Annotated in this window: 11 protein-coding genes; 5 read left to right on the top strand and 6 right to left on the bottom strand. The window is 71.1% G+C overall.

Annotated features, from left to right (window positions below; all coding sequences use genetic code 11):
* Positions 1-155 precede the first annotated feature (155 nt).
* Positions 156-3284, bottom strand: a complete 3129-nt coding sequence (locus WMF27_RS05030; protein WP_437761385.1) for a PEP/pyruvate-binding domain-containing protein — start codon at positions 3282-3284, stop codon at positions 156-158.
* Between the two features lie 158 nt (positions 3285-3442).
* On the opposite strand from WMF27_RS05030, the gene WMF27_RS05035 reads away from it, so the two are divergent.
* From WMF27_RS05035 to WMF27_RS05050, 4 genes are all read left to right on the top strand, one after another.
* Entirely contained in the window at positions 3443-4465 is a 1023-nt protein-coding gene (locus WMF27_RS05035) for a YegS/Rv2252/BmrU family lipid kinase (protein ID WP_437944517.1), read from the top strand.
* 176 nt (positions 4466-4641) lie between these two features.
* Complete coding sequence (locus WMF27_RS05040; RefSeq protein ID WP_437761384.1) at positions 4642-5283, top strand: hypothetical protein; 642 nt, start codon at positions 4642-4644, stop codon at positions 5281-5283.
* 161 nt (positions 5284-5444) lie between these two features.
* Positions 5445-6578 carry a formimidoylglutamate deiminase gene (locus WMF27_RS05045; protein WP_437761383.1) on the top strand — a complete coding sequence of 378 codons (1134 nt, stop codon included), beginning with the start codon at positions 5445-5447 and terminating at the stop codon, positions 6576-6578.
* Positions 6575-6754, top strand: coding sequence for a hypothetical protein (locus WMF27_RS05050; protein WP_437761382.1), 180 nt, complete (start codon positions 6575-6577; stop codon positions 6752-6754). The genes WMF27_RS05045 and WMF27_RS05050 overlap by 4 nt, the downstream gene beginning before the upstream one ends.
* Before the next feature lie 268 nt (positions 6755-7022).
* Here the strand turns inward: WMF27_RS05050 and WMF27_RS05055 are convergent, their stop codons facing one another.
* From WMF27_RS05055 to WMF27_RS05070, 4 genes are all read right to left on the bottom strand, one after another.
* Positions 7023-7853, bottom strand: coding sequence for a hypothetical protein (locus WMF27_RS05055; RefSeq protein ID WP_437761381.1), 831 nt, complete (start codon positions 7851-7853; stop codon positions 7023-7025).
* Complete coding sequence (locus WMF27_RS05060; protein ID WP_437761380.1) at positions 7850-9400, bottom strand: DUF5924 family protein; 1551 nt, start codon at positions 9398-9400, stop codon at positions 7850-7852. Before WMF27_RS05060 ends, WMF27_RS05055 begins: the two co-directional genes overlap by 4 nt.
* Before the next feature lie 318 nt (positions 9401-9718).
* The gene (locus tag WMF27_RS05065; RefSeq protein WP_437761379.1) at positions 9719-10651 is read right to left on the bottom strand and encodes a glycoside hydrolase family 11 protein; all 933 of its coding nucleotides are present in this window, start codon (positions 10649-10651) and stop codon (positions 9719-9721) included.
* A 564-nt stretch (positions 10652-11215) separates the two neighbouring features.
* On the bottom strand, positions 11216-11581 hold the full coding sequence (locus WMF27_RS05070) for a hypothetical protein (protein WP_437761378.1): 366 nt from the start codon (positions 11579-11581) through the stop codon (positions 11216-11218).
* On the opposite strand from WMF27_RS05070, the gene WMF27_RS05075 reads away from it, so the two are divergent.
* The gene (locus tag WMF27_RS05075) at positions 11562-12908 is read left to right on the top strand and encodes a glycoside hydrolase family 30 protein (protein ID WP_437761377.1); all 1347 of its coding nucleotides are present in this window, start codon (positions 11562-11564) and stop codon (positions 12906-12908) included. The two genes, WMF27_RS05070 and WMF27_RS05075, sit on opposite strands and share 20 nt — an antisense overlap.
* 77 nt (positions 12909-12985) lie before the next feature.
* Here the strand turns inward: WMF27_RS05075 and WMF27_RS05080 are convergent, their stop codons facing one another.
* A complete protein-coding gene (locus tag WMF27_RS05080) occupies positions 12986-14182 on the bottom strand; it encodes an alpha/beta hydrolase (RefSeq protein ID WP_437761376.1) in 1197 nt (398 codons plus the stop codon).
* Positions 14183-14314 lie beyond the last annotated feature (132 nt).

Below are 14314 nucleotides of genomic sequence, written 5' to 3' on the forward strand. Positions count from 1 at the left end.
CAACTCCGCGCGCGCGCCGGCCCCGGTCCACGTCGCGCGGCCGTCTGAAGCGGCAGTCGAGCTCGGCTCTATGCTTCGAGGAGGAGTGACGAGACCGGCGGAGCCCCGGGCGGCGCTGCGGCTCGCCGGGGCCCCGCAGGCCGCCCGTGCGCCGCTCAGTCGACCCGGTGGAACACGCCTTCTGGATCGAGCGTCCACAGCTTCGCGCCGCCCTCGCCGCCGTCCGGCGTCCGGACGTGGATCAGCCGGATGCCCTTCTGCTCCAGCTCGGCGAGGATCGCGGGATCCAGGCCGGGCTCGAGGCGGGGCTCGAAGATGAAGTCCTCCGAGAAGTTGTGGTGCTGCGGGTGGTACGTCTGCGCGTGGTAGCCCCTGAGCACGATCGGTGCGCTCGTCAGCCCCTCGATGCGCGTCTCCACCCACTTGTGGAGCGGCGCCGTGTACCCCGCCGTGGGGCCCGTGGGGGCCGGCGGCCAGTAGAACGAGGTCTTCACCGAGACGCCGGACGCCCACGAGAGCGAGCGCTCCTGGAGCAGCGCGCCCGCCACGGGAGGGCCGTCCGCGGGACAGGCGTCGAGCTGCACCACCGCCGAGGACACGTCGATCGGCGCGCCCTCCCAGTCGAGCGCCGGCACGGGCGTGGCGTAGGCGGCGCTCAGCATCATCCCGACGTCGCGCAGCGCGACCAGCGGGCCCAGCGACGGCGGTAGCAGCTCGGGCACCGGGGAAGTGGCGAGCGCATAGGTGATCTCCGACGCCCCGGCGCCGTCCACGAAGGAGTCCGTCGCCGTCTCCTCGGCGTACGCGTGGGACGCGGCTGGCCACGCCGCGGGGCTCCCCGAGAGCGTCGCCACCGATCCACCGGAGAGGTAGTCGAGCCGCGCTTCCTCGCCGAAGAGCGTGCTGGCGAGCGCCGCCGGCGTGAGGAACCCGCTCTTCGCCGGGAGCCTCGCGCGCACCTTGAGCCGGTGGTTCGCGAACACGTCGCCGAACTCGCCCTGGAAGGTGCAGACCTCCCGGGGCTCGTCGAGCAGGAACGGCGTGAGGCTCGGCGCCGTGTCCGGGAGCGCGACCTCGCGCACCTGCTTCACGACGAGGTCTCCGGGCTTCATCTTCTTGAACTCGTAATCGAGCAGGAACGACTTCCTGCCAGGGTTCAGCTCGCTGAACCGCGCCTCGACGCGGCCGAGCAGCGCGGCGAGCGCGTGGTAATCGTCCTCCCATCGCATCACGTGGCCGCCGAGCGGGACGAGCGTCGAGCTTGACAGGAGGTAAACGGAGGTCTCGTGGTCGAAGAGGCTCGCGGTCACGACCTCCGGCTGCGCTCCGCCTTCCGGGTTGGTGACGGACGTCGCCCCGAGCTGCGTCACGATCTGGATCTGGTCATTGACCAGCTCGCGCCGTTCGAGCGTCGCGACGCCGTTCGCCATCTCGTCCTCGTCAGGATAGGAGTGATGGACGAGGACGCCCATCCCGACCTCGGCCTCGTCGACGCCATGGAGGAGCCGGGCGAGGAAGGCGTTGTCGTTGTAGAAGCTCGCGTACACCTTGCGGATCGCGCGGAACACGCCGCGCTCGCCGGCCTCGCCGGGGTCGCACAGGCTCGGCCCCTCCTGGTCGGCGTCCCGATCGTCGGCCAGGCAGCCGCTGTAGCTGTCGTAGAGGCCCGCGCCCGTGAAGACGGCGCTGTCCTCCACGTTGGTCGAGCTCCGGAACCGGATCTTCTTCGTGGGCGTGAAGCCCTCGAGCGCCGCCTCGATCGCCTGCCGCTGCCCCGCCGAGAAGGCGCTCTCCCCGGTGATCCGCGCGCGGATCGCCGCGAGATCGGCCTTGAGCGCCAGCATGTCGGGCGGGTAGCTGTGGCCCGCGAGGCGCTCCGCGATCTCGGCGCGCAGCGTGCGGCCGCCGGGCATGACCTGATCGAGGAAATCGTCCCAGAGATCGAACGACAGCGCGACAGCGACATCGGAGCTCTCCGGGATGGCGTCCCGCAGCAGGCCGTAGTTCGCGGCCTTGCCCCCGAAATGGACGATATCCGCGGGGCCGAGATCCTCGGTGGACCCGGCGTAGGCGCCGAGGGGCTCCTTGGGCTGGATCCCGAGCTCGCCGGGCCGCTTCAGCGCGAGGAGCTGCTCCCTGTCCGCCGGCGCTATCCCTCCGGCCTCGAAGAGCACCGCGCGGCAGATGGACCCGTATTGCAGCGAGGCCCGCAGCGCGACCTCCTCGCCGTCGAGCGCCTTCGCCGCCTCCGCGGCGGCCGGATCGCCGAGGTAGACGAACGGGATGCCGAACGAGGTCGCGAGGAGGGCGGTGTGCGCGTTCGGCGTCGCGGGCGACAGCGAGACGATGCCCGCCACATAAGGCACCTCCGCAGGGATGGCGTCGGTGAGCAGGATGTCCTCGGCCCGGAGCTCGCCGCTCGCGTAGGCGGCGTCGATCGCGTCCGGCGGGACATAGCGGAGCCGGCCCACGGCCCAGCCCGTCGCATAACACGCGTCGCCGTCCAGCCACCGCTCGACCGAGCTCACCGGGAACCCGCTCGCCTCGAAGAACGCGCTGTTCTCCGAGGCCGAGTCCGCTTGCTCGTACGTCGGGAAATAGAAGGGCCGCGCCCCCTCGGGCGCGACGACGCTGTCCTTCACGAGCTCGAGGACGACGCGCGCCACCTCGGGATCGTAAGCGTCCTGGCGGACGAGCTGGATGCCGTACTCCGGCACGCTCTCCGGGGTCGGCGGGAAGATCACGGCGCCGAGGATGGCCTTCTGCCCCTCCTCGTGCAGCGAGACCTTGTCGAACTCGTCCCGCGACATCTCGAAGAACGGGTCGAGCCGCGCCGTGGCGAACTCGCCGTGGAACGGGAACTTGTTGCTGTCCTGGTAATAGACCTTGGTGGGATCGTGCATCAGCACGGTGAACTTCACCCAGCCCGGCGTCTCGAACGTCGCGGGCCAGGCGGCGAAGGGCTCGAAGGGGAAGCTGATCTGGTTCTTCCAGTCCTCCGATGGAGTGATGTCGATCGGGTAGGTGTCGACGGGCCATGAAGCGCCGCCTCCGGCGCTCCCGCCTTCCCCTCCGCCCGCGCCGCCTTCGCCGCCCGCGCCGCCTTCGCCGCCCGCGCCGCCTTCGCCGCCCGCGCCGCCTTCGCCGCCGGTGGCGCCCCCGCCGCTCGTGGCGCCGCTGCCACCCGCGCCCGCTGACGAGTCCTCTCCGCAGGCGGCGAGCGTCCCCGCGCCGAGGAGCGCGAGCGCAAGACAAGCCGGTCGACCGATTCGCTGAAGTCTCATGAACAACATCGCGGTACAATTGCCGTGCCATCGTGCGGCCAGCGGCGTCTCCGGCCTGCGCGGCGGGGCGTCGCTGTCGCGCGCGTGGCGCACGCAGGCACAGCCGTACGGGCGCGGCGATAGCCGCCCGCGCGGGTCCGCGCGCGGCCACCCCGCCGATTTTTCTTGGGGTTTCAACCGGTTCGGCGTTCTACGATGCCGCCATGACCGAGCGGAGAGCGGCGCTGATCGTCAACCCGGCTGCCGGCCACGCGGGCGATTCGGTCGAGTCGCTGCCTGCCCGGCTCCAGCGCGAGTTTGCGCTGAGCGTCTACGAGACGAGCGCGGACCGCTCTGCCGCCGCCTGCGCCGAGGCTGCGCGCCGCGAAGGCGCCTCCCTGGTGATCGCGGCGGGCGGCGACGGGACGATCTCCAGCGTGGCGTCCGCGCTCCTCGGGGCCGATGCGTGCCTGGGGATCCTGCCGCTGGGAACGGCGAACTCGATCGCGCAGTCCCTGGGAATCCCGGCCGACCTGGAGGGGGCGATCGACGTGCTCGTCCACGGCGAGCCGACGCGCATCGACGCCGCTCGCGCCAGCGGGAAGACCATGATCCTGCTCTCGGCGGTCGGGCTGCACGCCGACACGGTCGGCGAGACCCCGCAGGACGAGAAGCAGCGCTGGGGTGTGCTCGCGTACATCCGCACCGGGATGAAGAAGCTGATGAGCCTCGAGCCGTTCGCGGTCGAGATCGAGACCGAGGACCAGCGGATCCACTGCCGTGCCGTCGCGGTGACCGTCGCGAACATGGCGCCTCCGCGCACGGTGCTGGCGCAGGGGCCGCCCGTCCTGTCCCCCGACGACGGGCGGCTCGACCTCACCATCGTGTCGGCCACGACGCTGGTGGAGGCGGTCGCGACAGGACTGCACCTCCTGAGGACCGCGATCGACGGCGAGCCGGCCGAGCGCGACAACATCGGTTTCCTCGCCGCCCGGCGGGTCTGCATCACGACCGATCCGCCCCAGAACGTGCTCATCGACGGCGAGGAGGCCGGGACGACGCCGCTCGTGGTGGAGTGCCTCCCGCGCGCCCTGACGGTCATGGCGCCCCGCCGCGAGGAGGCCCGTGAAGCGCCGCCCGCCGCGGACGTCGAGGGGAAGCTCGCGGGGTTGCCCGAGCTCGAGGTCGAGCCGAAGCGCTGAGGCGCGCTCGGGCCGCGAAGGCCCGAGGAAGATCCAGAGGGCCGGCGTCGGGGCGCGCAGCGAGCAGCATCGTGACGGCCTCGTCAGGGGGGAACCGGAGCCGCCCGGCGTAAGGAGACGTGGTCTGCCGCCGCGGCAGGGCTCGATTCTTGACCTTTCATCGGGAGCGCAGAGGAATGCGAACGACGTTCTGGGCTGGTGTGGTGGGGGTGGGCTTGGCCTGCGGCCTCTCGGGGCTGGGCTGCGGGGACGACGACGGGGCGACGCCCGGCGACTCGACGGGTTCGGCGGGCTCGGCGGGGGGGGGCTCCGGGGCCGCATCCTGCTCGGGACTCGACACGTCGGCGCTCGTCAGCGAGCTCTCGCCAGCGGAGGTCGAGCAGGCGTGCAAGGGGTATCGCCGCTGCAGCGCCGAGCAGGTGACCGTCGAGTCCGTGTGCCTCATGCAGGGCGTGCTCGGCGCGGCGTACGGGGATGACGCCGGGACCAGCGACGCCGAGCTGCAGGCGAAGTGCTCCGAGCTGGTCGAGGGGTGCATGGCCGACCCGAGCCAGGCAGAGCAGCTTTTGGAGCAGGCCCTCGTGGAGGTCGACGCAAAGCCCTGCGGCCAGCCGACGCAATGCACGGCCACGATCGCGGAGATCGACGCCTGCGCCGCCGAGGTGCGAGCGTACACGCGCGATGTGCTCCCCGAGTGCAGCGCGCTCACCATGGCGTTTTACGAGCAATCCGACGAGGACCCCGCCGTGCTCGATGGGGCCTGCAGCAAGCTCAACGTCGGCTGCCTCCCGCTCCTCCTGACACCGAGCGATGATTGACCGGAATTGACTGGAAGGCGCGTGTTCCGGACCGCTGCGCTCCCTGCCGCGGTACAGAGGGCCGCTCTGGATCGCGGCGCCGCCCCGGCAGAGCGGCCTGCCCACGCCTTTTCCCGTCTGTCCCAACGTGATGGACGCGATGGACGTGATAGACGTGCGGCATGAGGCTGACCGAGCGAGCCATCGAGCTGCCGGCGCTCGCGAGCGCCCACTCCCACGCTTTCCAGCGCGGGATGCGCGGTGAGGCGCAGCGGCCGGGGCCGTCGGGGGCGGACGACTTCTGGTCGTGGCGCAGCGCCATGTACGCGCTCGCCGAGTCGCTCACGCCCGAGTCCATTCGTTCGATCTCGAAGGTGGCCTATCGCGAGCTCCGCGCCGCGGGCGTGCGCACGGTGGGCGAGTTCCATTACGTGCACCACCAGCCGGGCGGCGCGCCCTACGCGGATCGCACGGTCCTCGCGGACGCGGTGATCGAGGCCGCGCGCGAGGAGGGCCTCCGGATCGCGCTCCTCCGGGTCGTCTACGCGCGCGCCGGCGCGGGCCGGGCGCCCGAGGGGGCGCAGCGGCGGTTCTCGGACGCCTCGCTCGACGCGGCGCTCGCGGACGTCGAGGCGCTCCGGGCGCGCTACGCGGGCTGCGAGGACGTGCGCGTCGGCGTGGCGCCCCACAGCGTGCGCGCCGTGCCCCCGGCGTGGCTCGGCGAGATCGCGCGGTACGCCGCGGAGCGCGGGCTCATGGTGCACATGCACGTGGCCGAGCAGCCGGCCGAGATCGAGGCGTGCCTCGCCGAGACCGGCCGTCGGCCGGTGGAGCTCCTGGCCGAGCGCGGGGTCCTCGGCGAGCGCTTCGTGGCGGTGCACGCGACGCACCTCGCGCCGCACGAGCCGGCGCTGCTCGGCGCGGCGAGGGCGTTCGCGTGCCTGTGCCCGACGACCGAGCGCGACCTCGGCGACGGACTGCCCGACGTGGCCGCGCTGCGCGCCGCGGGCGCGCGGCTGTGCGTCGGGATCGACAGCCACGTCATCACCGATCCGTTCGAGGACATGCGCGGCGTCGAGCTCGGCGAGCGGCTGCGGACGGGCCGGCGCGTGACGCTGCGGGGCGAGGGCGGGGCGACGCCCGCCGAGGCGCTCTGGGAGATCGGCTCGCAGCGGGGGGCGGAGGCGTGCGGGTTCGCGGATCCCGGCGGCAGCATCTCGGTGCGCCGGGGCGCGCCGGCGCTCGCGATGGTGCGGGAGGAGCGGCTGCTCGACGCGGTGGTGTACAGCGGGAGCCCTTCGATCGTGGAGGGGTGAGCCGCGCCCTCGGGGCCGCCTGCGTATTGACCGAGGCGAGGCGCCTGCGCGCCTCCGCGCCGGGGGATCGCGCCGGACAGCCGATCACGCTGTCGGTCGTCCGGCAGGCCGGCTTCGCGGTCATCTCCGTGCGCGATCGGGTAGTGGTCAAATTTGCCTTGAGAGAGTTCACATGAAGGCGGGAAGGCAGGAAGATCATTGATCTTTTCTTCCCGCCTTCCCGCCTTCATGTTCAATTTTGACCACGACCCGCGATCGCGGCGTCGGCACCACGCCGGAGCAGCGGGACAGGCGCTTCGAGCCGTTCGTTCCGCGTCCGGTTGCCGCTGCCTCCGGAGATCGAGGGAGGCGACGTCGCCTTGGCGTCCGAGAGCGAGCGGAAGGCGGCGGCGGAGCGGAGCAATGGAGTCAACGGAGTCAACGGAGTAGGGGCGTCGCGGGCGCTCATCCCATCGCGCCCGCGATGAGCTGCGCCGCCCGCGCGACCACCGCCACGACCGCCCCGACGTTCCACGCGCGCGCGAGCCACCACTGCACCTCGGCGCCGTTGATCCACGGCGGCACCCGCGCCGGCGGCGCCAGCAGATCGGCGACGGTGAGGACCCGCTCGCGCTCCTGCGCCGCGCGGTAGCCGCCCTCGCCGCCGCGGACGTGCTCCTCCGCCCGCACGAGGGCGAGGAGCCGCGCGCCGCGCCCCTCCGGGAGCAGCGCCGCGCCCGCGCGCAGCGCCTCCGGGGTCGCCGGCAGCGCGACGGCCCGGCCGCGCTGTGTGAGGCGGAGCGCGCCGTCCCCCGCGCGCTCGACCCGCCCGCGGACCCAGCCCTCGGAGCGCTCGCCGCCGAGCACCGACGAGAGCGACGCGAGCTCGGGATCGGGGCCCAGCCGGGGCGCGCGCTCCCCCGGGAGGACGCGCGCGGCGAAGAGCCAGAGGGCGATCGGGAGCGCCGAGAGGAACGGATTCAGCGCGAGCAGGCTGGTCACGCCCGCCACCCCGTCGAGCACCGGCAGGGCGAGCACGCCCGCGCCGGCGAACGCGCCCACCGCGATCGTCGCGCCGAACCCGCCGACGACGCCGACGGCGACGTTGCCGATCGCGACGACGCCGACGGCGACGTTGCCGATCGCGATGAAGCCGCGCGCGACGTTGCCGATCGCGATGAAGCCCGTGACGACGTTGCCGAACACGAGGAACCCGTTCGCGATGTTGCCGGCGTCGACCCAGCGCGCGCGCTGCGCGGCGCTCGCCTCGCCTCCGCCACGGAGCGGCCAGCTCATTCCGTCACCTCGAACGAGGCGCGGCCGACGAGCTGGCCGTCCTCGGTCTCGACGTCCACCGTCCACCGCCCTGTCAGGCGGCGCGGCAGACGCCCGCCCACGAGCTGCGACTGGAGCCGCACCGCGCCCTCCGGGCCGGGTACCCGCAGCGTCTCCTCGGGCGCGCGGAGGACCTCGCGCCCCTCGCGCCGCCAGACGTGGAGCAGCCGATCGCCGTCGCCGCCCGGCACCACCACGTCGGTCACCGCGCGGAGCTCGCGAATCACAGAAAAATGCAGTGATTTCACGGACATGGCGAGCCGTCCGTCCGGGAGCACCGAGGGGCCCACGGCCGCGGAGGACAGGTGCATCGGGACGGGCGGGATGAGCTCGCGCGTCCCGTAGGCGAGCCCGACCCCGGCGGCCATCGCGACGACGAGGAACACGGCGCCCATCCGGCTCCAGAGGGCCCCGAACGGCAGGTGCAGCGTGCAGAAGCCGAGCACGGACACGAGGGCGGCGGAGAGCAGCGTGTACAGCGTGCGGGTGTCGGGGAGGAGCGCGGGGATGACGAGGTTCAGGCACGCGAACAGCGTCACCCCGTAGAACACCGACGCGAGGGTCTTCCAGCGCATGAGCACGCGGTCGAAGACGAGATCGAGCGTCGAGAGCACCGCGCAGGCGGCGAGGAGGAGGACGAACCACCGGTTCGGCGCGTCCAGGCTGGCGCTCTTCCAGTAGAACGGGAGGAGGAAGAAGAGCATGCCCTGATAGAGGTTCTTCAGGACATAGGTCATCACGAGGAAGCGCAGCCGGGCGCCGCGCCACGCCGTCGCGAAGTCCTGGCGGGCGCCGGTGCCGAAGAGCCGGAAGAAGAGGAGCACGAGCAGCCAGGCGACGCTGACCGTGACCGCGAGGAAGCGCGCGTGCTGGAACCCCTTCTGCGCGAAGGTCACCACGAAGGCGCCGAGGCTGAGCGCATACGCGGTGTGCAGCCACCAGAGCTTCTTGTGGTGGCGCTTGAGGAAGGCGCGGGCGGACGATCGGAGGTCCCCGGGCTTGTCCTCGTCCTCGGCGTTCAGGTCGACGTAGGACGCCTTGGGCTCGGCCTTGACGGTCGGCGCGTTGTCCTCGTCCGCTGCCGCGCCGCGCGCTTGCCGCTCGGGCATCTTGAGCGTGCGGTCGTCGTGCTCCCCGCCCGGGGTGCTGGCCCTGGGCGGCATGCGCAGGGTGACCTCGTCCCCGGCCTGGGCGCCGGCCCTGGAGGGCATGCGCAGGGTGGCCTCGTCCCCGGCCTGGGCGCCGGCCCTGGGCGGCATGCGCAGGGTGGCCTCGTCGGTCGCCGGAGGCCGGGCCTGTCCGGCCGCGCGGGGCGGGGCGTGTCCCGGCGTGCGATCGGGCTCGTCGCCCGGCATGTACATGATCGTGGGCGCCTCTCCGAACGCCTCCGGGACGCGCGTCTTGTGGACCTGCGTCGTCGCGCTGGAAGGCGGCGACGGCAGAGAGGGCGCGTTCGCGTGGGCCCCGGGGGCCGGGGCGTCAGGGGAGCGCGGCGCGTGCTGTTTCATGTCCGGCCCGCAGCGTACCCGACGGGCGGTCCACCTTCGAGCGCCGCGCGAGCGGGCCGGCGCGGCCGGCGCTCGGGGGCGCGCAGGGCGGCGCGCGCCTGGACGGGGCGCGTGTCGTCGTCCTGAACAACCCCTCATGGGTCGGCATCTCGGCGGGAAACCGAGCAGGGAGACGGTGAGGTCGTCGGGATTTTACTCCCCGTCTCCCCGCCTCCCTGTGAATTCTCCCCCCGAAAGATTCGAGGGGATGCTTCAGCTGCCCGTCGTTGCTCCGTTCAGGAACGGCTGTCGGCCAAAACGATGCTCAGGGCCCGGCGCTCACTCGATCGAGAGCTTCACATCGGCGCTGCCGCTGCTTTGATAGCCCTCCACGACCAGCGAGACCTCATAGAAGGTCCCCAGGGTCAGCCCCTGCTTCCCCCACGCGTCGAAGTGGTTGCCGACGGTGATGGTTCCGCTCGTGCGCTTTTGCTGCCGGACGCTCCAGAACTGATAGAACGTCGCATTGCCATCGATGGAGGGCTGGTTGACTCGCTGGGTCTTGTAGATGTCGTAGGTACCTCCGTCGCTGGTGACGGTGCCCACGAACCCTTCTCCGCCCGGCGGACGCCAGTTGCCCCAGCTATCGACGACGTAATACTCGATGAGCGGGTTCCTCGTCCACCCGTAGACAGCCAGGTAGGAGTTGCCGTTCGGCCGGTAGTCGGCCTCGTAGGTGACGATATTGTCCTTCCCACCCGGCCTCAGCCCTTTGCGGCCCAGCAAGTTGTTGATGTTGTTCCAGTCGACGCGGAAGCCACCCGCCGTGTTGACCAGGCACCCGTTTCCTCGGTCCTTCCAGTATTCGAAGGTGAGCCCGCAATGCTTGCCTGTCCTGTCGCTGCAGACCTCCAGGTCGGCTTCCGTGCACCGGGTAGGTGTGCCGGCTCCGGTCGTGGCCGCGGAGCTGCTCGCGGTCGTGCTGCTGGTGGTCGAGCTGCTGGTGGTCGAGCTGCTGGTGGTCGAGCTGCTGGTGGTCGAGCTGCTGGTGGTCGAGCTGCTCGTGGTCGTGGTGCTCCCGCCCCCGGACCCGTCGAAGCCCCCGGCCCCGCCCGCGGCCGACCCGCTCGTGGTGGTGCTGCCGGTCGTCCCGCTCGTTGTCGACCCGCCCGGGCCCGCCGTGCTGCCGGTGCTGCCGGTGCTGCCGGTGCTGCCGGTGCTGCCGGTGGTACCGGTGGTACCGGTGGTACCGGTGGTACCGGTGGTGCCCACGGTCACGCCGCCCGTCCCAGACGAGCTGCCACCCGCCCCGGTCTCTCCAGAGGATTCGTCCGGCCCCGCGCAGCCGATGGCAACGACTCCTAGGGCGATAGTAAAATGTTTTAACAAAGTTAAACTCACAGATCCTCCTTGGCGAGATGGGTCAATTCCCTGCGGCCGATCTCGTGATCATGGCTAGCACCAGGGCTCGGTGGCGACAACGACCCGTAGAGCCCTTCCAGCTGCTGTTTCAAGACCCGCCCTCGGCTCGATCCGGTTAAGCTGCGGACGAGGTCGCACAACCGCCCCGGTACGGTGGGTCTGCGAACAGCTGCCGAGGCAAGCGCCCCCCCGTCACCCTGGATCCCTGACGCGCTGGAGCCTTGACGCGCCGAGTCGCGTGAACCAACGCAAGAGAACTACATGAGGGCGGGAAGTCGGGAACGGCCCGGGTCCCATCTTCCACGCTCCGCGCCGTCATGCTCTACTGTTGCGGTTCTCGGGAAGACGTTGCCTGTCCGGCGCCTTGTCCGGCCGGACGGGTCATCGGCCACCAGAGAGCGCTGTTGAGACCTCTCACCGTGGAGCGACCGGGAGGCACCGGAGCTCGGGATGGCCCATGATGACCAGGACGTCGAGAACCTCGTCCATCCTCGCGATCGCCGTGGTCCTCGTATCGGGCTGCGGCCGTGACTCGGCAGCTCCCTCGGACGAGGCCGGGTCGAACGGTGGAAGCGGCGGCGCGCCCTCGACCGCATCAGGAGGAGCGGCGGGCTCGGGCGGGGCGCCGGCGGGCTCGGGCGGGGCGCCGGCGGGCTCGGGCGGGGCAGGGGCGGCGAGCGCGGCTTCGACCAGCGGCGGCTCGTCCAGCGGCGGCTCGTCGGGCGCGAGCGGGGGCTCCCCGAGCGAGCCTCGCCCCACGGTGACCGCCGCTCCGGGCACGGAGCTCGTCCGGGTCGACACGAACGTGGTGCACCAATCCTTCGAGGGCTGGGGCACGAGCCTGTGCTGGTGGGCCGATCACGTGGGCGGATGGCAGGAAGCCAAGCGCAACGCCGTGGTCGAAGCGGTCGTCGATCCGGTGAATGGCCTCGGCTACAACGTCTTCCGCTACAACATCGGCGGCGGGGAGAACCCGTCCCACGAGCACATGAAGGAGCACCGCGAGATGCCTGGATTCCAGAGCGCCGACGGGACCTTCACGTGGGCGAACGACGCCAGGCAGCGCGCCATCCTCCTGCGCATCGCGGAGCGCGGAGCGGATCTGATCTTCGAGGCGTTCTCCAACTCTCCCCCCTACTGGATGACGAACAGCGGCTGCGCCTCGGGCAGCAGCGACGGCAAGGACAACCTCAAAGCGGACCATTACGACGACTTCGCCCACTACCTCACGGAGGTCGTCCGCCACTACAGGGACGAGCACGGGATCACCTTTCGCACGCTGGAGCCGCTGAACGAGCCTTTTGCCGACTGGTGGAAGTCGAACGGCTCCCAGGAAGGATGCCACTTCGACCGGGCGAGCCAGGAGAAGATCATCCAGGAGGTGGCCAAGCAGCTGACCAGCAAGGGCCTCGCCGAGACGGTGGTCAGCGCGTCGGACGAGAACAGCATGGATGACGCCGTCCGGAACATCGGCGCCTTCGGCGCGGGGACGCTCGCCGCTTTCCAGCAGCTCAACGTCCACTCCTACGCCGGCAGCCAGCGCAGGGAGCTGCGGCAGCTGGCGACCAGGCTCGGCAAGCGGCTGTGGCAATCGGAATCGGGGCCGCTCGGGCAGAGCATCAGCGACGACACGGACGCGGCGCTGTTCATGGCGGAGCGCATCATCGACGATCTGCGCGAGCTGAAGCCGGAGGCCTGGGTGGACTGGCAGTCGGGCGATCCGTCGCGCAGCTGGGCGAGCTTCACGCTGAACGACCGCGAGCAGTCCTTCGCTCCCATCAAGCGCTTTTACATGCATGCCGGCTTCAGCCGCTACATCCGGCCCGGCGCGCGCTTCGTCGACGTCGACAGCGAGGACATGGTGGCCGCGGTCAGCGCCGACGGGAGCTCTCTCTCGCTCGTGGTCCGCAACGGCGATCGCAACGCGAGCCGCGGCTACACGCTCGATCTCACCCGCCTCCCCACGGTCGGTCCCGCCGCGGAGGTGCACCGCACCTCGCGCACGGAGGACCTCGAGCGGCTCCCCGACATGGCGATCGAAGGCTATCGCCTGGTGGTCACGGTCCCGGCCTTTTCCGTCACCACCTTCGTCCTCCCGATGCCCTGATTTTCCCTGGAGCGACCTTCATGAGCGAGCGTCGGACCTCCTCGCCTTCGAGCTCGGGCGGAGGCACGACCGTGCCGTCAATCGACCGGATAGCCCCGCCACATCCAGCGCAGCGTGTCGGGGAGCGTCTGCTTGATCACTCTCCCGTCGCAGTGGCCGGCGCCCTTCGCGTAGACGAAGCGGTAGTGATACCCCTTCTCCTTGAGGACCGCCGCCACGCGCTGGTTCGCCATCACCCAGTTGTGGTGGCTGGCTTCATCCCTGGTGCTGCCGAGGTCGTTCTCGCCGACCTGCAGGAAGACGCGCAACGGCTTGGGCGGGCTCTCCCGGATGAGCCCCTCCGTGTACTCCCAGGCGCCGTCGGGATACTCGGCTTCGGTGGGCGCGATGGGGTTCTGCTGGTCGACGAACGTGCCGGCGTAGGTGACGATCTTGCGGTAGGTGTCGTGGCCGAACCAGCCCATGGTCAGCGCCGCCGCCCCGCCCGAGCTGCATCCGTACGAGGAGCGGCCGTCCGGGTTGCTCGTGAACTTCAGGTTGGGGTACGCGGCGTGGACGGCCTGGTCGTTCTTGACCGCCTCCAGGAGCTCCGTATCGACGAACCTCTGATAGGCGTCCGACATGGTATCGTATTCGAGCCCCCGCTCGCTGCCGTACGAGTCGCCCCCTCCGCTCGCGGCGAAGATGGCGATGACGCTCGGGAAGCGGTCGTTCGGGGCCGCGACGAGGTTGTTGATCGTGTTGATGATCTCGTTCCTGTCGCGCGCGTCCTGGACGACCATGAACGGCGCCTCCGCGCCGTCGACGTACGTCGCGGGGATCGCGACCTCCACGCGGCGGTTGAAATCCCCCTTGGCGTTGTCGTTCAACGTCGGATCGTGGCCGGTGAAGATGTCGCTCTCCCGGGACGACAGGGAAAACGTGAACGTCCGTCCCTGCGGAACGCCGTCGATCCTCTTGATCTCCGGGGCGTCCTGGTAGTTGGGCCCGATCTCGAAATCGCCGTCGCCTTCGGTGCCGACCGGATCGACCGTGCCGCCCTGTCCTCCCCCGCCGCTCGGGTTCGGGTCGTCCGTGCCGCCCGCGCCCGAGGTGCTGGCGCTGCTGCTCGAAGAACTGCTGCTGCTGCTGCTGCTGCTGCTGCTGCTCGAAGCGCTGCTGCTTCCTTTTCCTCCGCTGCCGCCCGAGCCGTCGGCGGCGTCGTCGTCGGACCCGCAAGCAGCGATTGAAAGCGCGACAAGGAGCGAGATACTGAATGGGATCGAGCGGGTCATGGATCCTCCTGGGATTGGGTTGCCGTCCGCCGTCGGCGTGTGCGGCACGGACGCCGGGCCGTGGCGCTCGCGCGCCGCTCGGCGGACGTGATGCCGATCGTGACGTTCGCGTGAGCGCCCAGGCGCCGCGAG

Origin of the sequence: Sorangium sp. So ce281 (genome assembly GCF_051527395.1) — a bacterium.
GTDB classification, from domain to species: Bacteria; Myxococcota_A; Polyangia; order Polyangiales; family Polyangiaceae; genus Sorangium; species Sorangium cellulosum_B.